This window comes from Brevibacillus sp. BD137 (assembly GCF_041644655.1).
Lineage (GTDB): Bacteria > Bacillota > Bacilli > Brevibacillales > Brevibacillaceae > Brevibacillus > Brevibacillus brevis_D.
On record NZ_JAOTNO010000022.1, the window covers coordinates 1 to 23,733 of the forward strand.

General features: G+C 48.3%; 24 protein-coding genes. 7 read left to right on the forward strand and 17 right to left on the reverse strand.

Annotation, left to right across the window (positions count from 1 at the left end; translation table 11 throughout):
* The first annotated feature begins 327 nt into the window (after positions 1–327).
* Positions 328–609 (forward strand): hypothetical protein, encoded by a 282-nt coding sequence (locus ODZ53_RS27935; RefSeq protein ID WP_372681563.1) that lies wholly within the window; start codon positions 328–330, stop codon positions 607–609.
* A gap of 67 nt (positions 610–676) precedes the next feature.
* Here ODZ53_RS27935 and ODZ53_RS27940 read toward each other — a convergent pair whose 3' ends face one another.
* Genes ODZ53_RS27940 through ODZ53_RS27950 form a run of 3 tightly spaced genes read right to left on the reverse strand, consistent with a single transcriptional unit; the run spans position 677 to position 3,890 of the window.
* On the reverse strand, positions 677–1,453 hold the full coding sequence (locus ODZ53_RS27940; RefSeq protein WP_015892360.1) for a fumarylacetoacetate hydrolase family protein: 777 nt from the start codon (positions 1,451–1,453) through the stop codon (positions 677–679).
* A 42-nt stretch (positions 1,454–1,495) separates the two neighbouring features.
* Positions 1,496–2,695 (reverse strand): tRNA uracil 4-sulfurtransferase ThiI, encoded by a 1,200-nt coding sequence (gene thiI / locus ODZ53_RS27945; protein ID WP_015892361.1) that lies wholly within the window; start codon positions 2,693–2,695, stop codon positions 1,496–1,498.
* Positions 2,696–2,720: 25 nt separating this feature from the next.
* A complete protein-coding gene (locus ODZ53_RS27950) occupies positions 2,721–3,890 on the reverse strand; it encodes a cysteine desulfurase family protein (RefSeq protein ID WP_199928099.1) in 1,170 nt (389 codons plus the stop codon).
* Between the two features lie 277 nt (positions 3,891–4,167).
* On the opposite strand from ODZ53_RS27950, the gene ODZ53_RS27955 reads away from it, so the two are divergent.
* Positions 4,168–4,314: a hypothetical protein gene (locus ODZ53_RS27955; RefSeq protein WP_172801907.1), complete on the forward strand. Its 147-nt coding sequence runs from the start codon at positions 4,168–4,170 to the stop codon at positions 4,312–4,314.
* Between the two features lie 112 nt (positions 4,315–4,426).
* Here the strand turns inward: ODZ53_RS27955 and dapF are convergent, their stop codons facing one another.
* On the reverse strand, positions 4,427–5,287 hold the full coding sequence (gene dapF, locus ODZ53_RS27960; protein WP_172141409.1) for a diaminopimelate epimerase: 861 nt from the start codon (positions 5,285–5,287) through the stop codon (positions 4,427–4,429).
* 142 nt (positions 5,288–5,429) lie between these two features.
* On the opposite strand from dapF, the gene ODZ53_RS27965 reads away from it, so the two are divergent.
* Positions 5,430–5,960, forward strand: a complete 531-nt coding sequence (locus tag ODZ53_RS27965) for a DUF84 family protein (protein ID WP_372681567.1) — start codon at positions 5,430–5,432, stop codon at positions 5,958–5,960.
* A 54-nt stretch (positions 5,961–6,014) separates the two neighbouring features.
* Here the strand turns inward: ODZ53_RS27965 and ODZ53_RS27970 are convergent, their stop codons facing one another.
* On the reverse strand, positions 6,015–6,596 hold the full coding sequence (locus ODZ53_RS27970) for a DUF456 domain-containing protein (protein WP_372681569.1): 582 nt from the start codon (positions 6,594–6,596) through the stop codon (positions 6,015–6,017).
* Between the two features lie 97 nt (positions 6,597–6,693).
* On the opposite strand from ODZ53_RS27970, the gene ODZ53_RS27975 reads away from it, so the two are divergent.
* Complete coding sequence (locus ODZ53_RS27975) at positions 6,694–7,284, forward strand: 5' nucleotidase, NT5C type (protein WP_199928103.1); 591 nt, start codon at positions 6,694–6,696, stop codon at positions 7,282–7,284.
* A 58-nt stretch (positions 7,285–7,342) separates the two neighbouring features.
* Here ODZ53_RS27975 and ODZ53_RS27980 read toward each other — a convergent pair whose 3' ends face one another.
* Positions 7,343–7,567 carry a DUF1540 domain-containing protein gene (locus ODZ53_RS27980; protein ID WP_016742139.1) on the reverse strand — a complete coding sequence of 75 codons (225 nt, stop codon included), beginning with the start codon at positions 7,565–7,567 and terminating at the stop codon, positions 7,343–7,345.
* A gap of 52 nt (positions 7,568–7,619) precedes the next feature.
* On the opposite strand from ODZ53_RS27980, the gene ODZ53_RS27985 reads away from it, so the two are divergent.
* Positions 7,620–8,450 carry an SDR family NAD(P)-dependent oxidoreductase gene (locus ODZ53_RS27985; RefSeq protein ID WP_372681572.1) on the forward strand — a complete coding sequence of 277 codons (831 nt, stop codon included), beginning with the start codon at positions 7,620–7,622 and terminating at the stop codon, positions 8,448–8,450.
* Here ODZ53_RS27985 and ODZ53_RS27990 read toward each other — a convergent pair.
* A complete protein-coding gene (locus tag ODZ53_RS27990) occupies positions 8,427–9,683 on the reverse strand; it encodes an MFS transporter (protein WP_372681574.1) in 1,257 nt (418 codons plus the stop codon). The genes ODZ53_RS27985 and ODZ53_RS27990 overlap by 24 nt on opposite strands.
* Before the next feature lie 140 nt (positions 9,684–9,823).
* Complete coding sequence (locus ODZ53_RS27995; RefSeq protein ID WP_372681576.1) at positions 9,824–11,041, reverse strand: MFS transporter; 1,218 nt, start codon at positions 11,039–11,041, stop codon at positions 9,824–9,826.
* 164 nt (positions 11,042–11,205) lie between these two features.
* On the opposite strand from ODZ53_RS27995, the gene ODZ53_RS28000 reads away from it, so the two are divergent.
* Together ODZ53_RS28000 and ODZ53_RS28005 are read left to right on the forward strand one after the other, a co-directional pair.
* Positions 11,206–11,940 (forward strand): ArsR family transcriptional regulator, encoded by a 735-nt coding sequence (locus ODZ53_RS28000; protein ID WP_372681578.1) that lies wholly within the window; start codon positions 11,206–11,208, stop codon positions 11,938–11,940.
* On the forward strand, positions 11,912–13,231 hold the full coding sequence (locus tag ODZ53_RS28005) for an MFS transporter (RefSeq protein WP_372681580.1): 1,320 nt from the start codon (positions 11,912–11,914) through the stop codon (positions 13,229–13,231). Before ODZ53_RS28000 ends, ODZ53_RS28005 begins: the two co-directional genes overlap by 29 nt.
* Positions 13,232–13,301: 70 nt before the next feature.
* On the opposite strand, the gene ODZ53_RS28010 is transcribed toward ODZ53_RS28005, so the two are convergent.
* From ODZ53_RS28010 to ODZ53_RS28050, 9 genes are read right to left on the reverse strand one after another with little or no spacing between them, the layout of a single operon-like run.
* Complete coding sequence (locus ODZ53_RS28010) at positions 13,302–14,738, reverse strand: serine hydrolase domain-containing protein (RefSeq protein ID WP_372681582.1); 1,437 nt, start codon at positions 14,736–14,738, stop codon at positions 13,302–13,304.
* A gap of 32 nt (positions 14,739–14,770) precedes the next feature.
* The gene (gene menC / locus ODZ53_RS28015) at positions 14,771–15,883 is read right to left on the reverse strand and encodes an o-succinylbenzoate synthase (protein WP_372681584.1); all 1,113 of its coding nucleotides are present in this window, start codon (positions 15,881–15,883) and stop codon (positions 14,771–14,773) included.
* On the reverse strand, positions 15,864–16,871 hold the full coding sequence (locus ODZ53_RS28020) for an ABC transporter ATP-binding protein (protein WP_372681586.1): 1,008 nt from the start codon (positions 16,869–16,871) through the stop codon (positions 15,864–15,866). Before ODZ53_RS28020 ends, menC begins: the two co-directional genes overlap by 20 nt.
* Positions 16,868–17,857, reverse strand: coding sequence for an ABC transporter ATP-binding protein (locus ODZ53_RS28025; protein WP_372681588.1), 990 nt, complete (start codon positions 17,855–17,857; stop codon positions 16,868–16,870). Before ODZ53_RS28025 ends, ODZ53_RS28020 begins: the two co-directional genes overlap by 4 nt.
* A 23-nt stretch (positions 17,858–17,880) precedes the next feature.
* Complete coding sequence (locus ODZ53_RS28030; protein ID WP_016742129.1) at positions 17,881–18,735, reverse strand: ABC transporter permease; 855 nt, start codon at positions 18,733–18,735, stop codon at positions 17,881–17,883.
* 15 nt (positions 18,736–18,750) lie between these two features.
* A complete protein-coding gene (locus tag ODZ53_RS28035) occupies positions 18,751–19,671 on the reverse strand; it encodes an ABC transporter permease (protein WP_015892379.1) in 921 nt (306 codons plus the stop codon).
* Between the two features lie 17 nt (positions 19,672–19,688).
* Complete coding sequence (locus ODZ53_RS28040) at positions 19,689–21,287, reverse strand: ABC transporter substrate-binding protein (RefSeq protein ID WP_015892380.1); 1,599 nt, start codon at positions 21,285–21,287, stop codon at positions 19,689–19,691.
* A 24-nt stretch (positions 21,288–21,311) separates the two neighbouring features.
* Complete coding sequence (locus ODZ53_RS28045; protein ID WP_082910071.1) at positions 21,312–22,190, reverse strand: MurR/RpiR family transcriptional regulator; 879 nt, start codon at positions 22,188–22,190, stop codon at positions 21,312–21,314.
* Positions 22,191–23,684, reverse strand: coding sequence for a M81 family metallopeptidase (locus ODZ53_RS28050; RefSeq protein WP_087346567.1), 1,494 nt, complete (start codon positions 23,682–23,684; stop codon positions 22,191–22,193).
* Positions 23,685–23,733 lie beyond the last annotated feature (49 nt).

The following is a 23,733-nucleotide window of genomic DNA, read 5'->3' on the forward strand; positions in this document are numbered from 1 at the left end:
GTGCGATTCGTCCGAAGACGACTTTTCTATCTTATCATATCGCAACTGTTTTTACAAGAGGTTTTTTAAACCATTTCGCTTCGTTCAGCAGCGACAAGATCTAATATAACAAAATCACCAGGTATAAGTCAAGTGTTTCTCTCACTTTTTTATTGATGATTTTTCATTTGCACTGATTGTTTCGAGCAGAATTTAAATATAAATGAAACAAGTCACGGTGTCAACAGGAAAAACGAATAGCGATTCTCTTTTTATTTCACACTATAAACGCTTGGCGCTTTAGCTGCGTACCCGTGAAGTATCCAACAATTAAACGGCGGTGTTACTATGGATCCAAAACCAACCTATGAAGAATACGAAAACGATCATTACAGTGAATTATCTACTGTAGAGTCACAACGCAATGAAATCCTTCAGGAAGAATTCCCTGAGGGGCCATTTGGAGCTGCCACGAACGAAGCTCGCTTAGGGAAAGCAACAGGCTGGGAGCCCGGACAGCATTCCACAACCACTCGATTCACTTATGAAACAAGGCTAATGCATCAAGACCTTCCTAGACAATACCCATCCGCGCACCCCATTCATGATGATCCGAACGAAGAAGAATAAATAAAAAAACCAAGCCCCCACTTCAAACAAGCAGGGGGCTTGGTCGATCTTATCAAAGAATGTATGACTACTCCTCAGCCACTACATGAGTCGTTAAGGTTCCGATTCCTTCAATGGTTACCGAAATTTCATCACCTGGAACAAGCTCACCTACACCAGATGGCGTCCCGGTTAAAATAACATCGCCGGGGCGAAGCGTCATGACCGCAGATACAGCCTCGATCAGCTGTGGAATCGAAAAAATCAATTGGTCTGTGCAAGCATCCTGACGAACTTCCCCGTTTACTCGTGTCACGATACGCAAATGATGATAATCCAGTTTGGCTGCAATAGCAGGTCCAAGAGGACAAAATGTATCAAAGCCTTTTGCCCGAGTCCATTGCCCATCGCTCATCTGCAGATCGCGCGCGGTCACATCAATCGCACAAGTGAATCCCAAAATATAATCGTCTGCATCCGCAGCCTGGATCTTCTTGGCCTCTTTCTTAATCACCACGGCGAGTTCGCCTTCATAATGAAGGTTCTGCGTCAGCTTTGGATAGACGATAGGCTCACCAGGTCCAATGACAGTTGTTGACGGCTTCAAAAACATCAACGGTTCTTTTGGTAAGTCAATCCCCATCTCAGCCGCATGGTCCCGGTAATTCAATCCGATGCATACAACCTTGCTTGGATCACTTGGCGCCTTTAACGTGACCTCATCCAAAGGTAGCTCAAGGCCCGTCATGATCGGCTTTGCCGTATGGATTTTGTAAATGTCCCCTTCAATCACGCGTACTTTGTGATCCTCTTCCACCATCCAGCCATGCTTCACCTTACCATTGCGCTCATAACGGATTATCATGATTCCTTCTCCCCCGTGTCGCGAGATTCTCTATACCTGTATTTAGAACAGGTCGGTTGTCGTTTCTTTAGGCTTCGTTGTAATCTCTTCGATTTCAGTTCGCGCTACAGCATCCTCCACTAACGCTTCTACATCCAGCACTTCCTCAAATTTTGCAGCGAGGCGAGGCTTCGGTCGCGTTACAGGATTTTTCGGTGTAAACACCGTGCAGCAGTCTTCATACGGCAAAATAGAAAGCTCGTACGTATCGATTTGACGAGAAATGTCCACGATATCTACCTTGTCCATGGCGACGAGTGGTCGCAGGATCGGAATTGAAATCACCTTGTTGATCGTGTCCATGCTTTCCAAGGTTTGCGATGCAACTTGACCGAGGCTTTCTCCTGTTGCGAGTGCCTTGGCATTCGTATTTTCCGCAACACGCTCCGAAATGCGCATCATGAAGCGACGCATGATGGTGATCAAATAGTCTTCTGGACATTTTTCACGAATGGCGGTCTGAATCTCGGTAAACGGTACAACGTGGAGACGGACAGTTCCTCCCCATTTCGTCAGCTTATGAGCCAAGTCACGTACTTTTTGCAAAGCGCGCTCGCTCGTAAACGGATAGCTGTGGAAGTGGATCGCTTCCAGCGTCACACCACGCTTCAGCATCATCCAACCCGCTACAGGACTGTCGATACCACCAGAAAGAAGCAGCAGTACTTTTCCACTCACCCCAACTGGCAAGCCACCTAGTCCCTTGATGGTTTCACAGCTAATGTAAGTACCCTCTGTGCGAATTTCTACATTCACGATGGTATCTGGCTCGTGCAAGTCTACGCTGATAGCTGGCAGAGCACGCAGGATGTGCGTTGCCACCATTCGATTGACTTCCATCGATTGAATCGGATAGCGTTTATCCGCACGACGGGAAACCACACGGAACGTACGTGGCTGTGGATTCAATTGACGAACCAACTCCAGCGCTTTTTCCTTGATCGTTTCAATATCAGGATCTACCTGGATCGTCGGACTAAAGGAAGAAATCCCAAAAACGCGCTTCAAACGCTCCATAACCGCGTAAGCATCCTCGCCGTGTAGCTCCACGTACATCCGGCCGTAATTGCGTCGAACTTTTACTTTAAAAAACGAACGCAATACGTTTCTCACGCTTTTTACAAGGGCCTCTTCGAATTGATCGCGGTTTTTCCCTTTAAGCGCCAACTCACCATAACGAATTAAAATAACATCGTAGTTCATGATTATCTCCTTTTAGTTGTCCACACTATTTTCTATGAGCGGGGGCAGGTTGTTGTTTGATATAAGTCCGAAGCACACTAACGCATTCCTCTAACGCCTTCAAAAACTGCTGAATGTCGTCCGCTGTATTTTCCCGACCCAGACTGATCCGCAGAGATGACAACGCGCAATCCCGCTCGATGCCAATCGCAGTCAGAACTCTGCTCGGCTCATTGACTTTGGATGAACAGGCCGACTTGGTGGATATCAGAAAACCTTTTTCCTCCAAAGCATGCAACAGGACTTCTGCTTTTACTCCTGGTACTGACAAGTTCATAATATGAGGAGCCGTATTTGATTCCGGGGTATTCACGACGCAACCTTCCATCGTTGCAATCCCCTCACGAAGCTGTTGATTCAATTTTTGCAGCCTGATCATCTCGACGCTGCCCAGTTCTTCTAGAATCCGGATTGCTTTTGCCATACCAGCGATGGCTGGGAGGTTTTCCGTTCCTGAGCGAACTCCCCCTTCTTGACCGCCACCCATCATCAACGGGTGAATAATCAAGCCTTCCCGTTTATACAAAATGCCGACTCCTCTGGGCCCGTAAAACTTGTGCGCAGAGACGCTCAGCAGATCGATCCCTGAATCCTTGATGCGCAAAGGAACTTTCCCAATTCCTTGGACAGCATCGACGTGAAACAGGACTTTCGGGAATTGCTTCAACCATTGTCCGATTTCTAGGATCGGTTGAATGGTTCCCAGCTCGTTGTTCACATGCATAATGGAAACGAGAATCGTATCCGGACGCATTGCTTTCTGAACAGCTTCTACCGATACGCGGCCTTCACGATCTACCGGCAGATATGTCACAGCAAATCCCAGACCTTCCAACTGTTTGCAAACATCGTAAACAGCCGGATGCTCGACCTGCGTCGTAATAATATGTTTCCCTCTGTTTTGATATTGAAAGGCTACGCCCTTAATCGCCGTATTATTGCTCTCCGTACCACCTGAAGTAAAAATAACTTCACTTTCTTTACAGCCCAAGTACTGAGCGGCAACCTTTCGCGCCTGCTTCAGTACATTTTCCGCCTCTACTCCTTTTTGATGCAAGGAAGACGGGTTTCCATAGTAGCTTTCCATCGCGCGTCTAACGGTTTCAATCACTTGAGGATGAGGCCGGGTAGTCGCACTGTTGTCCAAATAAATCACCAGTACACACCTTCCTAAGGGCAAGATGCCCGAATACTACGCTTCATCATAACATGACTTTTCGTAAAGAACATACAAAGTATTACACTTCTCGACCTTATTTTTCCCCGAGTGCATTGCTCTCAAAAGGCCAAATCAGACAATCTGAACAACCGTTCACAGACTATTCACGGATAAAGCGCTTACATCCAGATATAGGCTATTTACATTGGTTTGGCCTTTCGTTAGAATAGTCAATAAATTTAGATAAAAAAACAACAACAAGGAGAGAACCACCATGACAGCACAAGCTATGCAAGAAGAAATCAAGAAGATGGAAGCCGAATTGAAAAGACTGCAAGCGGAACTGGCGAAGATGAACAAAAATATCCCTCAGTACGACCGCATGGATGTCGCATACCTAAATGAGGTGTACAACGCGTGACGCTCATTCGAATTCGATAGCGTGGTGACGGCATGAAGGATTCGCCGTGACCACGCTATTTTTTGTGAAAAAACCGCTCCTGTCAGTTCGACGGAACGGTTTTGGCTTGCTTCTATTTAAACGGAATCTCCCCTACATACTCGCCAGAAAAAACTTCAGTAGCCGGACCCGTCATATAGACGCGATTATCCGCTTCCTTCCATTCAATAAAGAGATCGCCTCCTGCCAGGTGGACCGTGACTTTTCTTCCTGTCTTCCCACTCAAGTGGGCAGCTACTGCAGCAGCGCAAGCTCCCGTCCCACAGGCAAGCGTTACACCTGATCCCCTCTCCCATACACGGAAAAGAATTTCCTCGTGATTCAATATTTGGATAAATTCGACGTTGGTTCGCTCAGGAAACCACTCGTGATACTCGATCATTGGCCCGTAGTGACGAACATCTTCTTCCTTCACTTCATCCACGAAAAGGATGGCATGAGGATTCCCCATCGAAACAGCCGTCATCGTAAACGCCGTTCCACCGACTTCGATTCCCTCTTCTCGCACCTGCTCTTCTGGAATGCCTGTCATCGGAATTGCTGCTCGCTCAAAACGAGGCTCTCCCATATCGATTGTTACTTGATCGACTTTACCATCTGCTCCTAGCGATACGACAGGAGTGACGGTCCCTCCCAATGTCTCCACGGTAAACGTTGTTTGCTCCGTCAAACCGTGATCGTATACGTACTTACTCACACAGCGCAAGCCGTTTCCGCAATTTTTTGCTTCGCTGCCATCATTATTAAAGACCCGCATGCGAAAATCTGCTCGCTCAGATGGCATAATGAGGATCAGTCCATCACCGCCGATCCCAAAATTCCGATCACTCACTCTTCGTGCCAATTCGGGTAAATCTACACGTGATAAGTCTTCCTCAAAACAGTTGACGTAAACGTAATCATTCCCCAAGCCATGCAGCTTTGTAAATTTCATCGTCCACTCCTCTTTCTCTTTCATATGCTAGGTCTGACTCTTTTCTATGCCTATTATCTTATCACACCCCAGAGAATCGCGGTCGAATCAAAAGGTGGTATACTACCACTAGCATCGATGATGGGAAGAGGTGGAACAAGCATTGGATTATCATATTTTCCGCTATGCACTCGGAACGAAAAATGAAGCAAAACGCCTCGCTGTACAAAAAGCAACGGGAACGGAACCTTTCTGCATATCCGTCCCCTCTGGCGTAGCGGCTCAGCCGATGAGTGAAGAAGAAACGATTACAGGAGCGATCAATCGGGCAAAAGCTGCACGTAGTCAAGCCCCGGAAGCAGACATTGGGCTAGGCTTGGAAGGCGGACTTATGTACGATGAGCGGTTTACAAAACAATGGTATTTGATTTCCATCTGTGCAGCCTGGAATGGAAGTGAGCTATTTATTGGAAAGGGATTGGCTTTTCCTATCCCGAATCAAGCTGTTTACCGAATCCAGCAGGAACAAATTGAGCTCAGTACCATCATAGATGAATGGGGGAAAACCGTCGGCAGTAATCATCGCGGCGGCGCCTATTCCCTTTTAACGGATAATCGCGTACGTCGTTCCGATGTGTTTTGTGACGCCGTGATCGCAGCCATTACGCCTTTTGTTTCCTCTTTGTACAAATAATATAAAAAACCCTCTCCAGCTAAACGAACCGGAGAGGGTTTTGGTTTGATGCTTTTAGCGAGCCGTATAATACGGGTAGATGACTAATGCGCCCAAAATGGCAAGAGCACCTACGATCATCGCCCAGACTCCCAGCGTCTTCGAGTTGCGTCGATACGCCAGATAGCCAAGCACCATACCAATTGGAGCCACCAAGTACGGCATGAAAAACAAGGACAGGATCGATAAGCCCAAGCCAGTCATCCCGATACCGCTGGCCCGATTTCCCCGGTTTTCCTCGTCTGTGTCGATCTCACTGGCAGCACGACTCGTCGGAAACGGCTCGGCGATTTCCGCCGCCGCCTCGATGTCGTCCTCTCTGACTTTGGCAACCGGTGAACGGTCCTCCTTTGTCAAAACAACGCCATCCAAACGCTCCGAAAAGTCTTTTCGCTCCTCATCCAGCTCGCCTGTATAGCGCTCTGCCAAGGAGTGGGGGTCATAGTGAACCCTGCGCCTCGACCGATCTTCCTCTTCGTCAAAGACGGCCTGTGTCCAGGTATTCGCTACAAACTCCCTGTCGTGTTGATCAACCGTCTCGGAAAAACCGGTGTCTTCCTTCCGCTTCGCATCATTACGTTCGTGTCGATCCAACATAGCATGCTCAGCCCCTTTTTTGGTAAAGGATTAATTAAGTGAAGGAAGTAGCCTTATTGTCTGCCTACGTTGTACAATTTAAACGGGAGGCGAGAGAATGAAACCAGACAAAATCCTAACCATTGGCATTGATATTGACGGTACAGTCACATCACCTAGCAGTATTGTTCCGTTGATGAATGAGAGCTTTGGAAGAGATTTACGATATGAAGATTGTGTGGAATACAATTTAGCCAACGTGTATCAAATCACGGACGCAGAGTTTGAAATGTGGCTGGATCAAAATGGGGAGCGCCTATATGATGGTGCGCCTGTTCACGGAATAGCCGATCAGGTTTTGCGCGATTGGTTTACCTCCCACAAGCTGGTATATATAAGTGCTCGTGAGGATCGTCACCGCGATGTGACGTTACAATGGTTTGCTCGCTACAATATCCCTCATCATGAAGTGGATTTGATTGGGAGCCACGACAAGCTGTCAGCTGCCCGCAAGTGGGGCGTGGACCTATTTTTGGAGGATCGTCTGGAGAACGCTTTGCAATTGTCAGAGGCGCTGCAAATTCCGGTGTTCTTGTTTGACACTCCGTATAACCAAGCTGCCTTACCTCCGCTCGTCCATCGAGTCACTTCTTGGGAAGAGGTTGCCCAAAAAGTCAACGAGCTTTTTCCAGCTAAGACAACCGTATAGGTTGAATAGCAAAAAGACGTATCACCTTAAAGGGATACGTCCTTTTTGCGCCGAAGCGTTATTTCTTTTCGGATGTCTTCGGCTTGAACGTCAGACAACAGGTCTCAGACGATGTCTTAGCCTTATCCTGATGCTGCGTGTTTTGACCGTACTCGCCTGCGAATTCTTCTTTCAGGTTTACGGTGGCATGTGCGTCAATCTCTACCATGATCTCTTCGGCGCTGCAAAGATTGCCCTGCGCCCAGTACTCACAGTTTGCTACAGAACATTTCACTGCTGGCATGTGCATTCACCCCCTAGAGGCTAGCCTTCACAACAACTCAGGGGCTTATACTTTGCCATTCACAGTGGAAATCAATACTCTACACAAGAAAGAAGTGGATGACATGTCGATTACCCGTATTGTCGTCATCACCGGAGCTTCTGGTGGCCTTGGTCTAGCTTTGACACGACTTCATTTAGAAAAAGGAGACTGTGTCATTGCCACTAGCCGGAAAACGATTACCCAGGAACTCGTTTCGTTACAAAAAGATTATCCGGATCGACTCCATCATTACCCGTTAGACGTCAGCAGCAACGAAGACATTCGGCAGTTCGCTGCATGGGTGCACATCCGCTTCGAACGATGCGATTTTCTTTACAACAATGCAGGGATGGCCGTCTTTGAATCACTCATCGAAATGCGCGTGGAGGAGCTCGAAGAAACACTGCGAACGAATATTTACGGTGTTCTCTACACGACCCGTGCCTTTTTGCCGATGATGCTTCAGCAAAAGCAAGGGCATATTATCACGGTTGCCTCACTTGCCGGACAGGTTGCTACAGCCAAAGCTGCGGTATACGCTGCCAGCAAAGCAGCCGTCATCCGTTTTAGTGAAGGATTGCGTCATGAGCTGCAAGGCACTGGAATTGCTGTGACGTGTGCGATGCCAGGCCCGATTGACACACCCTTTTTAGATAAGGCAGACAAAACAGGTAGCTATCGCAGCAAAGTAAGTCGGTATTTATTGACACCAGAACAAACGGCAAAAGCCATTTATCGAGCGGCGGAAGCAAAACGTCCGGAGGTTGCCATGCCATTTCGTCTACATGCGCTCTCCCGTATCTACTTTTTATTACCTCAGTGGCTAAAACACCTCGTCTCACCTCTCCTCAATCGGAAGTGATGAGGAATCATCCAAGTTTTTCAATGCCCCGAATGCAAGAAGACCGAAAATGATACATACGGCTGCTCCGGCTCCAATGATCCCTTGAACGCCCAGGAAGGGTATGAGGACGCCAGAGACAGCCGCTCCCGCCGGCATTCCCGTCCCCGTAATCGTTCGAACGCTGGTTAATACCCGCCCCAAGAGAGCATCGGGCACCTGTTTTTGCAGATAGCTTCTATACATGATGTTATAGGGAGCAAAGCAAAAACCCGCCACAACCATCGAAGCCATTGCAATCTCCAACCGCGAGAATAAAGCGATTGGCAATGTGGTCAATCCCCACGCTACGATAATCCCTGCTAGCGTCGATCCCAACGGAAGTTTCCACGTAACCGTCGAGAAAAAGAGAGAGCCTAGTAATGCCCCGATTGCCAAAGAAGACCAAATCATCCCTAACGCAACAGATCCTCCTGCCAAATCCTGATTCGCATACAGGGGTAATGCAATTTCAATGGGGCCATACGACATGTTAAACAAAAACGTAAAGAAAACAAGAATGATCAATTGCTTGCGTCCAAATAGGTAACGATACCCTGTTCGCATGTCACTCCAGAGAGAACGAAAGAACACTCCCATTTGACCTTTTACAATCACTGTAGGATTCGCACTTTTCGTAAGCTCACGAGGCAGCCTTGAGAAGCAGAAGGCACATACAAAAAAGCTAGCCGCATCAATCAATAGAACATAAGCTTCCCCAATCAACCCGATTAAAACTCCCGCGAGTGCCGGTCCAAACATATACACAATTTGCCATTGCGTTTCCATCACGCCATTTGCTTTGACCAATTGATTTTTGTCCGAGACGATTCTTGGCAACAATGTCTGCGCCCCAGCTGTGCTCAACGGAGAAAGAATTCCTGCAATCACAATCAGCACGTATATCACAAATAGTGGAACTTGATCGACCTGCAATAATGCGACCAACGCTATAAAAATAAGTCCTCGTGCGACATTGTCCATCATGATGAGCTTGCGTCGATCAAATCGATCCAGCAAAACTCCCGCTACTAAACCAGCAAAAACAGCAGGGAGCATATATGCAAGAACGACCCCACCCATCGCCGCAGGTGAGCCTGTTTTCTTCATGACAAACCACGTCAAGCCCATCCAGCCAAACTGATCCCCTAGACTAGACAAGAACATCCCCAGCCAATACCAGCGAAATGAACGCTGTTGCCATAATTCCTTCATGCTGCATCTTCCTTTTTCTCTATATTTCCATTCATTGTATAGTCAGATTCATACTTTTTCAACAATTATATTTATTAAATCTAAAAGTTTCGTTTTGTATCATAAAGAACCTCTGCTCCAAATAAGCAGAGGAATCTATCCTACATCATTACTGTACGACTGCGATCTTTTTGTAGCTTACGACGGCTCCAAAGCCACAAACTTCCTGCTGCAACCCCAAAAAATCCAAGCCACACGGAGACAGCGGCACTACCGAACTGCTCCGCACTGAATCCGAGTATCAAGCAGCTCGCTGAAAAGCTTCCCATGGTCGCCATTTCCCGTATGGAAAAAACGCGAGCCAGATAAGCAGGATCAGACAGACGTTGCAGCTTCGTCACAGACAATATCGATGAACTAAACTGAGCCGTTGATGCAAAGAGGATGGCGATTGCCAGTCCAAGTAGTGGTTTTGCATGAAACACGGCGATAATCGAGCATCCCATCGCTACGAGTGCCCATCCTTGGACACGCCACGTTGCTTTCTCGCTCAGGCTGTCAGACAGCTTATTCACGGCAATCCCAGCGATCACACCTCCGAGTCCCAACGGAATATCCAGGAGTCCAAATACATACAAGCCCTCTCCTCGCTCCGTAAGAACATAGTACATCAGCATAATGTAATAGGCGCCGCATACCCGTTCTGCCATCTGATAACCGATTACACTGCCAATTTCCCGATGCTTTCCGATATAACGGAAGCCCTCTTTTAGCCTTTCCATAAAAGGTACAGCCGCTTTCGAATCAACAGAATTGGCGATATGCGGGAGCGGTAGCAAGATGAACAGTGACAACAAATAACAGGCGGCATCGAGCAAAAAGTTGTAACGGTAGGAGAACAAGTAAACCAGAACTGCTGCTATACCCTGACAAACAATAATGAGAAACGAGGTCGTCCCCTGCAGAAGAGAATTGGCAGCTAACCTGTCCTTTTCCTCCACGGATTGTACGATCGCTACTTGCATGGCTGGTTGGAAAAAAGCACTGCAAATATTGACCAGGATCAATAACAAAAAAGCCACCCATAAGTAGGTCGCAGATGTGATGAAGAAAAACAAGCTGACGAGAATGCCACGAAGCAAATTGACGACAATCATGACCCGCCGTTTATCCCAGTTCTCCACCAGTGTCCCCGCGAAAAAGCTGGCAAATACATAAGGGAGCATACGAAACACAGTACCTGCCGCAAAGGAAAGACCCGATCCACTTAGATCATGTAAAAGTCCAACGACCGCAATGAATGTAAATTCATTTCCGATGATGTGTACAATATGGGCCGTATACAAACGGCGAAAGACGGGATGTTGTAAGATCGCCACTGGAATGCACCCTCTCACCGTTTTCAATATTGTAGCATTTGTCGAAAAATATGCGCAAATCCATCTTGCGAAATGGATCGCTTTGTTGTTACAATACATTCAAATAAAACTGAACGTCTAAAAATAACAAAACATTCACGTTCAGCGAAACGAGGTTGATCGACTTGAAACGATACGTAGTTGTGGAAACTTTGGATCAATTAAAAGCTGTCAGCGATTCCTTGCGCCTACAGATCATCACGATGCTGGTCAAGGAGGAATACACAGGCAAGCAGCTCGCTACCCTTCTCTCCCTTTCTCCCTCTAAAGTGCATTATCACCTGAAGGAATTGGAAAGCCACGGCTTCGTTGAAGTCGTGCGTACGGAAGAAAAGAACGGGATCGTGCAAAAGTTTTATCGGGCAGTTGCTTACGACTTCAAGGTTAGTGATGATTTGCTACCCTCCCTGCGCGAAGACAGTATCCTCTTGCAGGAAACGATGATAAATCACCTGCGCTCCAGTATAAATCGCCTGTATAACGCACCAGACGAGTCATTCATGCTCTTTTCGGATCAAGAGGATCCTCCTCCTGCAATTGCCGTTAGCTCCGAAGTGAGAGCACCTCGAAAAGAAATATCTGCTTGGCTCACTAAATATAAGGCTTTACTTGAGGAGCTATCCGAAATGGAAGATCGCTATTTAGAGAGGATTGCTGCTGGAGAAGTGGAGGATACGGTTGAAAACTTTTACATGGTCACGGTCGGGTTCATGACGAATGAACGTTACTTCGTCGCAGAAGACGATTCCTTGCCAGATAACTATGAGCACCAACCGTCTGAATTCAAGCATTACACCAGCAAGATTGTCGTGAAGAAAAAGAAGGAGGAAAATGGAGATGAGCACTCTGGCGACAAATAATTCCCTGTGGAAAAATGGATCGTTTGTCCGGTTATGGTGCGGCACTTTATTTTCGGCAATGGCTGACGGAGCTTTCTTCATCCTGCTCAACTGGTATATCGTGAATGCCATGGGCTCAGGAGCAATCCTCGGCACGACTTTGATTTGTTTGTCCATCCCCCGTCTCCTCTTTATGCTGGCGGGCGGGGTGGCTGCTGATCGTTTGAATCGAAAATGGATTATGTTTTCCTCCCTTTTGGTGAGGGGAATGATTTTAGCCTGCTTCAGTTTGCTTATGCTTCAAGGAAATAGCGACTGGTTCCCCGTGAGCCTGTACGTCATGGCGGCTTTATTCGGAACAGTCGATGCATTTTTTTGGCCAGCACGCAGCTCGATTCTGCCCTCACTTGTCTCACGAGAACAACTTTCGCCAGCTAACAGCTTAATGGAACTATGCCATCAGATTAGCATGGTTGCCGGACCGGTAGTTACTGCCTTATTAATTGGAACCGTTCGTTATCCGATCATGTTTATGATCTTGGCATGCACCTTCTTCGTAGGAACACTCTTTATACTCTCTCTCCATTCACACGCATACTCCAAAGACACGACATCAGAGTCTACAACAGAATCACGGGCAAGCTCCTATTTCAAGGATATCGTGGGAGGCATTCGTTTTACGTATTCAATCCCGATCCTCGCCCTTATTTTAACAACATCACTATTCACCAACATGATGTTCTCCGGCCCAGTTAACATGATCATTCCCATTCATGTAAATGACCTCGGATGGGACGGGAGTGCTTTTAGTTCACTCAGTACCTCAGTTGGAGTGGGCATGATTGTTGGCGGTATTTTGACTGCATGGTGTAAAGGACTCCGTGGAAGGTTTATGTTACTCCCTGTCATTCTCGGATGTATGGGAGTTGGAATCAGCTCTTATTATTTCATTGAGGAGCTTTCCTTTGGGCTTGTCTCTCATTTTCTCATCGGAATGGCACTCAGTATGACGAATATTCCGTTTATCACCTACATTCAAAGTATCGTCCCTGCCAACATGCTCGGTCGTGTCATGTCATTGCTTTCCTTGATGTCCGTTGGCTTCGGGCCAGTCAGCTATGCACTGTGCTCCTATCTTCTCGCCAAAAACATCACAACACCGGGGCTTCTCTTATTCTTTGGCGGTATCATCTTTGTAAGTATCAGCCTTAGCCTGTTCTTTTTCCGCTCGTTCCGGAACATGGAGCAGCATCCGAACTGGAAGCGACCTATGGTAGAGGAGCAGCAGCTTCCTGCCACCCTTTCTTCGTAACGCCTTTCCTATAAATAGAAAGAACGCGCACCACGCAAGCATGAGCTCTTGCAGGTACGCGTTTTGCTATTTATACGGTTTGTTCTTTTTCGGCAAGGACCTTTATCAGCTGACGAGCACCAAAGCCCATCCGGGTAACTACCCCTGCCTCATTACGGACGAAGTGGATAAACATATCCGTTTCTCCCCGCTTCATGACGAAGCTGTCTTCTCCTACTGAACGAAGTGGAATATTCGCTCCATTACTCTTGGCTACCAGCTCGTTCTCTTCAATTTCTACCGATACAGTAGCCCCTTCGGACGAGCGGTACTCCCCTGTAAATGCAGCGAGTGCCTCTACAGAAATTTCATAATCCGGATATTGGAACGGCACTGTATTCGGAGAGCGTCCATTGGTTGCGTTTAAAATGCCATGCATCAAATCGGCCATTGGCCCGCCATCTGTGTTCATCAGTACGGCTCCTGTCAGGCCCCGCTCCGGTAAAACAAAAATTTGTGCAGCCACTCCCTTGATCGCTCCACCATGCTCAATCAGTGTTCCATCATGGCAATTGGCTACAAACAATCCATAGCCGTATGCTTGAAACGGCGAAATGGAGACATGAGGCTCCGTCATAGCCTGCACACTCTCCGGTGAGAGCAAGCGATTCTCGCCCACCAGTCCGCCCGTTCTAAAAATTTCCGTATAGCGCAATAGATCGTGAATGGTCGATTTCAGAAAACCAGCCGCACGCATCGATGGTGAATCCCACCATGAAGGGGAACGGTATACCTCACCGCCATCCTTTGGGCTTTTCCGCGTGAATAGCGTAGCGACCTCAGCTTCCTCAGGCAAATCTTCGACGAGAAAGGCACTGTTCTTCATCCCCGCAGGCTCCAAAATATGATCCTGCACAAACTGCTCGTAAGATATCCCGCTCACTCGTTCAATAATCAGTCCGAGCATGGCGTAACTGTCGTTGGAGTAGCTAAATTCCGTTCCAGGTGCACCTAAAAACTCGTAATTTAGCTTACCAATATAGGCCATGAATTCTTCTTTTGTATTGATCTCTTCCGCTTTATCGAGATCAAAAGCAAGACCGGAGCTGGAGGACAGGTCATCCCCACCCTCCACAATGCTTCTTTTCATTGCACCCGCTAATGTATCCAAAGGAGGAAAACCTGCGGTATGTGTCATCAGATGCTGGATCGTGATCTCCCGGGTATAAGCTTCATTAGGCGTGCGGAGCTCAGGGAGATACTTGATGACCGGATCATGAACGGATAGCTTTCCTGCGTCTTGAAGCTGCATGATGGCGACACATGTAAAGGACTTGGTCACGGAACCAATGCCAAACACCGTATCAAGGGTTAATGCTTTTGCATCTTCTGTGTCGTCTGCCAAACCGAAGCCATGGAAATACCTTAGCACTCCTTGCTCTGCCAATCCGACTGCTGTTCCTGTTACTTTTGTCTCTGCAAGCAGCTTTTGCGCGTATTCCTCAAACGACTGTACCCAATCCGCCATGTTCCTTCTCCCCTTTTTCGTTAAGCTTTGGTTTAAGGCCGGAAATTTTCCGTGCGAATCACATAGTTGCCGATCGCCTTTTGGTTCAGGGAATAACCGATGCCCGGGCTATCTGGAACTGCCAATTGACCGGGAGCCATCAGCTCTACACCATTCTCTACGATATCTTCCTCCCAGTAACGGCTGGAGGCGGCTGTATCACCTGGGATCGTAAAATTCGGCAAAGAAGTAATCGCAATGTTGTGTGCGCGGCCAACACCCGACTCAATCATGCCTCCGCACCAAACCGGAATGTCGTGTGCCTGACACAAGTCGTGAATGCGCTTGGACTCTGTTAATCCACCGACCCTCCCCACCTTGATATTAATAATGCCGCAGCTGCCTAGCTCTATCGCTTTTCTGGCATCATCCACATTGTGAATACTTTCATCGAGGCAGATTGGTGTGGACAGCTCCCTTTGCAGCTTGGCATGATCAATAATGTCGTCATGGGCGAGTGGCTGTTCGATCATCATCAGCCCATATTGATCCAGCTCCTTCATCACATCCAAATGCTCCATTGTGTAAGCGGAGTTCGCATCTGCCATCAACGGGACACCCTCGCCAAAGCGTTCGCGGATCGCTCGAATCACCTCTACGTCAAAGCCTGGCTTGATCTTTACCTTGATCTTCTTGTAGCCCTCACTGAGATGGCGCTCTACTTTTGCCAAAACTTGATCAACAGTCGGTTCAATACCGATGCTGATCCCTACATCGATAACAGCTTTCTCGCCTCCTAATGCTTTGGCGAGAGAGATTCCTTTCTGCTTGCTGTATAGATCCCAGATTGCGCCTTCTAAAGCCGCCTTCGCCATGTTGTTGCGGCGAATCGGGGCAAACAACCGATCCACATCCTCAGGGGTCTCGATCTCACTCGAAAACAGCTTCGGTATCATAAACTTTTCCATTATGTGCCATGCTGTCCCTGTCGTTTCTTCACTATAATAAGGGGCCGACATCGCCACACTTTCCGCGTGCCCTACCTCTCCCTCTCCATATACACTGACCAAAATGAGCTCCTTGATGGTCGTATATCCAAAGCTCGTTTCAAAACGGAAACGAAGTGGCATGTGTAGTTGCTGCAATTCAATTCGTTCGATTTTCAATGTACTTCATCCCTTCTATTCCATATAAATGACATGCGACATAATGTTGCGGCGAAGCTAATGTAGCGACAGGACGCACTGTGCGGCAAATTTCCGTAGCATATGAGCACCTGGTGTGGAACGCACACCCAACGGGAACATTCGCCGGAGAGGGAACATCCCCGGAAAGAACAATTCGCTCCTTTTTCCGAAACGGATTGGCTTTGGGAACCGCTGACATGAGCGCTTCTGTATACGGGTGTAACGGGCGCAAAAACAAATCCTTTTTACTGGCGATTTCGACAATTCGTCCAAGATACATCACCGCAATTCTGTCGCTGATGTGGCGAACGACACCTAGATCGTGCGAAATAAACAAATAGCTCAAGCCTAGACGCTGCTGCAAATCCTGCAAAAGATTCACGATCTGCGCCTGAATGGACACGTCAAGTGCTGAAACCGGCTCATCTGCCACGATTAATGAAGGTTCCACCGCCAATGCGCGAGCGATCCCGATCCGCTGCCGCTGCCCTCCGCTAAACTCATGGGGAAAGCGTGTGGCGTATTGAGCATTCAGCCCGACCATCTGAAGCAGTTCTTTTACTTGATCGCGCCTTTCTTTCGCCGACATCTGCGGATCTCTGACGCCTAACGCTTCCTCCAAAGCCCCTTGCACGGTCATCCGTGGATTTAATGATGCATACGGATCCTGAAACACGATTTGCATTCGCTTGCGGAGTGGACGAAAACGTGCAGCCGACATCTCCGTAATGTTTTGTCCTTCAAATTCAATCGTTCCACTCGTAGGCTCAATGAGTCGCATGATGCTGCGACCAGTCGTTGACTTGCCACAACCGCTCTCTCCTACCAGCCCAAGCGTTTCTCCTTTTCCCAACTGGAAAGAAACCCCATCGACTGCCTTAATCACTTCGTCGCGATTGCGGAATAGTCCTTTGCTAATTGGAAAATACGTCTTTAAATCGTTTACTGATAACAAGATATCCCTCATACCGCCATCTCCTTGTTCTCGTACAGCCAGCATCGAACAGCCTGTGTGCCTGTGCCCGTTGCCATCAGCGGCGGTTTTTCTTTGTAACATCGCTCCTCGGCCTGTGAGCAGCGGAAGCGGAATGCACACCCTTGTGTCACCTCACCCAGTAGCGGGACACTGCCTTCAATCGGATCGAGGCGAAGCTTCTCCTCCTCATCCAGATCGGGTATGCAGCGTAAAAGTCCAATCGTATACGGATGCTTTGGATGCGAAAACAGACTGGCAACGTCAGCTTCCTCTACGATCTCCCCGTAGTACATCACAAGTACACGATCAGCCATTTCAGCCACGACACCTAGGTCATGCGTAATGAGTAGCAGAGAGGTATGATCTTTCTCCTTCAAATCGTTCATCAGTTCCAAAATTTGCGCTTGAATGGTCACATCCAGTGCAGTCGTCGGCTCGTCTGCGATCAATAAATCCGGGTTGCAAGCCATCGCCATCGCAATCATGACACGCTGCTTCATCCCACCCGATAGCTGATGGGGATAGTCCCGCATGATGTCTTCTGCCCTCGGCACGCCCACTTTTTTGAGCATTTCAATCGCTTTTGCTTGGCGTTCTTTTTTCGATAAATCGGTATGCAGTTGATACACTTCTTCTAGCTGTCGGCCAATCGTATGGACCGGATTGAGTGACGTCATCGGCTCCTGAAAAATCATCGCGATATCTTTTCCGCGAATGTTGCGAAGTTCACCAGTACTCAACTGGTTCAATAAGATATCACGAAATCGAATGCTTCCCTCCATCTGTGCGTTCGCCCGGGACAAGAGTCCCATAATCGCCAAGGACGTCACGCTTTTTCCGCAGCCAGACTCGCCTACCAACGCTACCGTCTCTCCTTTTTTCAGTTGAAAAGAAATGCCTTGTAGCGCTGGCAGCTCACCCTTATCCGTCTTAAACTGCAAGCGTAAATCCTTTACTTCCAAAAGTACCTCTTTCATCAGCTCGTGCCCCCCTTCATCCATTACCTCGTTTTCGGGTCGAATGCATCCCGTAATCCGTCACCTAACAGATTGAAGCCAAGGACAACCAGCATGATGGCCAATCCAGGAAAAATGGACATCCACCAGGCTTGACTCAAGAATGCTTTGCCGACAAAAACCATGGCTCCCCACTCAGGCATCGGCGGTTGCGCACCCAGCCCGAGAAAGCTCAAGGCCGCTGCAGCCAAAATACTCACACCGAATTGAATGGTGGAAAGCACAATGATTGGGGAGAGAATATTGGGTAAAACATGTTTCAGCAAAATCTGCCAGTCCCTGATCCCCAGAGCGCGAACAGCCTCAATGTACTCTTTCTCCCTTATGGATAAGACCGCAGAGCGGACGACCCGCACATAGGACGGAATAACTGCAATGACTACCGCGATCATGGCATTCGTTAATCCAGGGCCCAAGACCGCAATGACAGCAATCGCCAGAAGCAGGGCAGGAAGTGACATGAGAATATCCATGCCCTGCATGATAAACAGATCCACACGACGATAATAGCCAGCGATAATACCGAGCGTTACACCTATCAAGGTAGAAAGTACAACCGTTATCAAACCCATCAGCAAGGAAATTCTCCCCCCGTGCAACAGACGGGAAAAAATATCTCTGCCGAAATCATCCGTTCCGAGAAGATGGGTCAGACTCGGAGCGCTTAATCGGCTGTTAAAGTTCATTTGTTCGACAGGATGAGGGGCAACGACTGGAGCAAGAAGCGATCCAAGTGTAAAGACGATCAGGATGACTACACCCGCCATTGCTGTCTTATTGCGTTTCAGCCGTTTGCCCATCCCTCCCCAATACGACTCCGGACGATTACTGTTCACTATTCATCGGCTCCTTCCTTAGTCGAAATGGATTCGTGGATCAATCCGGCTGTAAATGAGATCCACGATCAAATTGGTTAAGGCAAAAATCAACGCCATGAAAAACACCATGCCTTGTATGGTCGGCATATCCCGTTTACTGATCGCCTCAATCGCCAGGCTGCCGATCCCTTGCAGAGAAAACACCGTTTCCACCACCACAGCTCCAGCCATGAGCGCACCGAACTGCAAGCCTAACATCGTGACAACAGGAATAATGGCATTCGGCAGACCGTGGCTCAAAATGACTCGGAAAAGTGCCGCCCCCTTGGCCTCGGCTGTCCGCATGTAATCCTGCTTGATGACTTCCAGCATGCTGGAGCGGGTCATACGGGCGATCATCCCCGCTTCCGCCATGCCCAAGGTGATCGCTGGCAGCAGCAGGGAGTGAATCCCCTCATAGCCGGAAATCGGAAACAAAGCCAGCTTGTAAGCAAAAATCCAGATGAGAAACAAGGCAATCCAGAATCCGGGTGCCGAAATACCGAGTAAGGAGGTAAGCACCACAAGCCGATCGATGATGGTGTTTTGCTTGACGGCAGCAATCGTGCCTAACAAAATGCCGAATATTGCGGCAATGATTACACTAAGGATGGCAAGCTGCATGGTGATCGGGAAACGGTTCATGATCTGATCCCATACCTTTTCACCAGTGAATAACGATGTTCCCAAATCGCCAGTGAACAGGTTTCCGACAAACCGCATGTATTGCTGCCATAGTGGTTGATCAAGACCAAGCTTCGCTCTCATTTGACTGATGGCCTCTGGTGTTGCAAACTGTCCGAGTATTTGTGTTGCGGGATCGCCCGGAATGAGGTGTACCATCAAGAAGATCAGGACGGATACGCCAAGCAGTGTACCCACCAGGGAAAGTAATCTTTTTATTACATATCGGCGCATGCCTTCACCTCCGTTGTCTATTTTTCAAGCGTGACATCATGCAACGTAATGTTTTGCGTGTACGGATTGACCGTAAAGCCTTTGACACCACGTGTCGCTATCACCGTCTCGCTCACCCATAACGGAACCCACGGCATGTCATTCACCAAAATCTCCTGTGCATCTTCGTAAATCTTGAGACGCGCCTGCTCATTCATTTCCAAACGTCCTTTATTCAGTAAAACATCCAATTCAGGGTTGTTGTAATGAGTACGGCTTGTTGAATTGCTCTTTTCAAAGATGAGGTACAAGATATCCGCATCAAACCAGCCGTAGTACATCAAAGCCATATCATACGACTTTTTCGAAATGCGCTCTTTGATGGTTGTCATTTCTTGCACGCTAATTTTCATATCAATCCCTGCTTCTTTCAGCTGGCTCTGCAATATCTGCACCGCTCGCTGAAATGCTGGCTCTTGAGAGACGAGCATTTCTACCGACAATGGTTTTCCATCCTTATCTACGATGCCATCCCCATTACTGTCCGTCCAGCCTGCTTCCGCTAGCAACTGCTTGGCTTTGCCTAAATCTCTCGTATACAACTGCTTTGCCTTGCTTTCAATCGCTTCACTGTAGCCATAAATCGTGGGTGCCAAAGGACCATAGACCGGCTTACCGAAGCCGTTCAACGCTACCTGAACAAGTGGATCGCGATCTACGGAGAGGGCTACTGCTTTGCGCAGACGGACATCTGAAAACAACGGGTGCTTATTGTTCAATGCGATGTATTTGTTTCCAATGTCCATCACTTTCTCAATCTTGACTCCGGGCAGTGTCTCAAGCTCCGCAACCGAGTTCGGCGGCGCATCATACAACACATGGACCGTACCCTTTTTGAATTCCATCAGGCGCGTATCGTCGTCTTTCATAAACCGGAACATCATGCTGTCGAATTGCAGAGGACCTTTGTTGGCAGCGTACTCCGGTCCCCAGTTATAATCGGGATTTTTCTTGTAGGTGAGTGAAGCACCACGCTCGCGTTTGTCAAAAATGATCGGCCCCGTTGCAGATGGGTTATCTGCGAAGCCATCCCCTAATTCTTTTGCCTTTTTGGCGTCAAGAGGCGAGACTAATCCACCGACAATGACGTTAACAAACGGGGCAAACGGTTGGCTAAAATGCACCTTGAGCGTATGTTCGTCTGTTGCTTCCACTTTTTCAATCGGACCTGCAAGCCCCTTCACAGGCGATATGGTGAGCAAACGGTCAAAGGAATCTTTTACGGATGCTGCCGTCATTGGATCGCCAGAGTGATAGCGGACATCTTTGCGGAGGATAAATGTCCAAACCTTGCCGTCCTGCGAGATTTCGTACTTCTCTGCCAAACGCGGTTGAAGTTTGCCTGTTGCATCACGGGTTAACAGAGGCTCGTATATTAGACTGTTTTCCATGCTCAGCCAGCTCGTTTTGTGCATATCCAGCGAGTCTGGGTCCGTCAAGGAAGCGATGACTAATGTGTTCCCTTTGGCCGACGTGTCATTCCCCGCTTGATTGGTCGGCTGTGAGGAACAGCCTGCAATCAACGCCGTTGCTACAAATACACTCAAGGCCCCTTGCTTCCACCTGTGAATCTTCATGTCCATCCCCCTTATCAATTGCCGCTACACTTCTGTCCCTTCCGCAAACGGGTATATTTGTCGACTTGTCTCTTCGTATTCTTTCAGTCTTTGTTGTACCTGTTCTCCATCAGCCTGAACCACACCACTAATCAAAATATTCAGCATGGAAAAGATCGCCGTCATTCCTTTTAAGGCAGTAGGAGCAGGTGCGCTGACTTTTAAAATTTGATGAGCTACTGGCCCAATCGGAGATAGCTCATCGTCTGTAATCCCGATGATTTTGGCGCCTCTCTCTTTGGCTGCTTTTGCAAACAGGATCGTTTCACTCGTATAGCGGGGGAAGGAGAGTGCGATCACGAGCCAATCCTGATTGATCTGGGTCAACAAATAGTTGACGTCATCAACTGGCCCATTGTACAGATGCGCGTTTCCTCTGACGACATTCAGTGTAAAGGCGAGCCAGTGGGCTGGAGCATAGGAGCTGCGAAACCCTACAACGAGAATATGTTTGGCTGCCATAATACTTGAAACCGCTTGCAAAAGATGGTTCTTTTGCAATTCCCCTAACGTTTGCCGAATATACGCAACATCCTGCTCCATGTTATAAGAAATCAGGTCTTGTTTTCCCTTCATCTCCACTGCTGCTGTACGAAAACTGTGGATGGCATCAGCTTTTGGGACTTTTTCCAATAAGGAGCTGCGAATCTCACTTTGCAGTTCGCTGTACCCGGAGTAGGCGAGAGCGTAGGATAGTCGGATGATTGTCGTTTCGCTTGTGCCGCTCAATGCCCCGACCACTTTGGCTGGTTGCAGTGCAACGGTCTTCGGCTCGGCGAGAATGTATTTGGCTGCGAGTTTTTGTTGGTTGGTCAATTCCGGATAATGCTTGCGAATGCGCTCCTGTACGGATTCCATGATCATCTACTTCCTTGTCAATTGATGTAGGTTCCACTCTGTGGCTGGGTCTAACGGATAAATCGGGCGAATGGCGCGCTCGTATTTGAAGAAGCGGAAGTTGAGCGTCGTCAATCCCGGCGAATCGACGGTAATAACGCGTGCGCTGATCGGTTCGAAGGATGCTCGGAAATGTGTGCTTGATTTCAAGGCCACGATCTTGTATTTGGTCACGTCCATCCCGTGCAACAGAAAAATTTGCTCATCCAGCACTTGCGATTTCACGGAGCAAACCAGGACATCAACCCCGTCGATTTGCAAGCGAACGGACTTGCCAAAATTCTCATGTCCTCCTTGCCCCATCGGCGTCGTCGCAATGAATTTTCCATCTGTCAAAGCTTTGACGTAGGCTGTTACTTCAAGGGGTTCTCCATGCAGGTAGTCTGTCTTTCCACCCAGTGATAGTTGTACGGTAGCACCTACTCCAGCCTGGTGGGCAATCTGGACCACTTCGGGATCGTAAATAAATCCAAAGCATGCATTTGTCAGCTTGGCTTCCAGCATCGCCCGCAGCAAATGCGTTCCGTCTCCCGGTGTACCTCCACCTGGATTATCTGAAGTCTCATTGATTACGATGGGCATGCCTTCCGTTTCCAGTGCCATCGCAATTCCCTCGGCAGGAGTCGGCATGTTCAGCTCGAATTCATCCCGTTTTTCCCAAATCAGACAGGCGACATCCTCGCTCACTTTTTTGGCGAGCTCCTGATCGTTATTCGTCACGCTCAAAACGGAGACGCCCAGCTCAGGAATGTCCGTGTACGGAAAACCGTGGAAGAATGCACAGTCGATGACACCTTCTTCCTTTTCCCACGCCCAGCAGGCTTCGTTTATTTCGCGTGCCGGGGAATGATGAGTAGCAGATGTCGGAATCAATAGCGGCAGTCGAGTCAAATGCATGGTCGGCTTGATCCCTTCCGTAACCATCTTGTGCGCCAGATCGATCGCTTCCATCCCGCGTTCATAGCAATCCACATGCGGGTAAAGGTGAACACCCAGGAGCGCATCGGCCTCATCCACCATTTTTTGTGTCATGTTTGCATGGAGGTCGAGCGTAACAATTAAGGGAATGTCATAACCGACCAGCTGACGCACTGATGCCAGAATATCGCCCTCCAGGTCATCCATTCCTTCTACAACCCCCGCTCCGTGAAGCCCCAGACAAATGGCATCTGCACCTTCTGTCGCAGCAATCGTGTCAAGAAGCTCCTTTTTAATCCGGTCATACGCTTCTCGCAAAATCGTCCCCGCTGGATACGTAAAGGTGAGAAAGGTCGGCAAAAGCTCGATGCCCAGCTCTTCGGCACGATCCACCATCCCTCCTGGAAAGTTGCGAACGCCCCGATTGCGATTCACAATCGTTTCATGATAATCCCACTCATAGCTTTGGAACATCTCAAGCGTCGTGGGCACATTGGAAAACGTGTTCGTTTCATGCGCAATCCCACCAATAATCACCTTCATTCTTAGACCCTCCATTCGATTTTGAAGTATAAACTTTATTTTTTCATTT

Bases quoted from the DNA above. Each gene is read 5' to 3' on its own strand.
- thiI (WP_015892361.1), bottom strand. From the start codon at position 2,695: ATGAACTACGATGTTATTTTAATTCGTTATGGTGAGTTGGCGCTTAAA.
- ODZ53_RS27940 (WP_015892360.1), bottom strand. From the start codon at position 1,453: ATGATAATCCGTTATGAGCGCAATGGTAAGGTGAAGCATGGCTGGATG.
- ODZ53_RS27975 (WP_199928103.1), top strand. From the start codon at position 6,694: ATGAAACCAGACAAAATCCTAACCATTGGCATTGATATTGACGGTACA.
- ODZ53_RS28005 (WP_372681580.1), top strand. From the start codon at position 11,912: ATGGAGATGAGCACTCTGGCGACAAATAATTCCCTGTGGAAAAATGGA.
- ODZ53_RS28010 (WP_372681582.1), bottom strand. From the start codon at position 14,738: ATGGCGGATTGGGTACAGTCGTTTGAGGAATACGCGCAAAAGCTGCTT.
- ODZ53_RS28050 (WP_087346567.1), bottom strand. From the start codon at position 23,684: ATGAAGGTGATTATTGGTGGGATTGCGCATGAAACGAACACGTTTTCC.
- ODZ53_RS28025 (WP_372681588.1), bottom strand. From the start codon at position 17,857: ATGAAAGAGGTACTTTTGGAAGTAAAGGATTTACGCTTGCAGTTTAAG.
- ODZ53_RS27970 (WP_372681569.1), bottom strand. From the start codon at position 6,596: ATGTTGGATCGACACGAACGTAATGATGCGAAGCGGAAGGAAGACACC.
- ODZ53_RS27990 (WP_372681574.1), bottom strand. From the start codon at position 9,683: ATGAAGGAATTATGGCAACAGCGTTCATTTCGCTGGTATTGGCTGGGG.
- ODZ53_RS27980 (WP_016742139.1), bottom strand. From the start codon at position 7,567: ATGCCAGCAGTGAAATGTTCTGTAGCAAACTGTGAGTACTGGGCGCAG.
- ODZ53_RS28020 (WP_372681586.1), bottom strand. From the start codon at position 16,871: ATGAGGGATATCTTGTTATCAGTAAACGATTTAAAGACGTATTTTCCA.
- ODZ53_RS28035 (WP_015892379.1), bottom strand. From the start codon at position 19,671: ATGCGCCGATATGTAATAAAAAGATTACTTTCCCTGGTGGGTACACTG.
- ODZ53_RS28040 (WP_015892380.1), bottom strand. From the start codon at position 21,287: ATGAAGATTCACAGGTGGAAGCAAGGGGCCTTGAGTGTATTTGTAGCA.
- ODZ53_RS27935 (WP_372681563.1), top strand. From the start codon at position 328: ATGGATCCAAAACCAACCTATGAAGAATACGAAAACGATCATTACAGT.
- ODZ53_RS27955 (WP_172801907.1), top strand. From the start codon at position 4,168: ATGACAGCACAAGCTATGCAAGAAGAAATCAAGAAGATGGAAGCCGAA.
- dapF (WP_172141409.1), bottom strand. From the start codon at position 5,287: ATGAAATTTACAAAGCTGCATGGCTTGGGGAATGATTACGTTTACGTC.
- ODZ53_RS28045 (WP_082910071.1), bottom strand. From the start codon at position 22,190: ATGATCATGGAATCCGTACAGGAGCGCATTCGCAAGCATTATCCGGAA.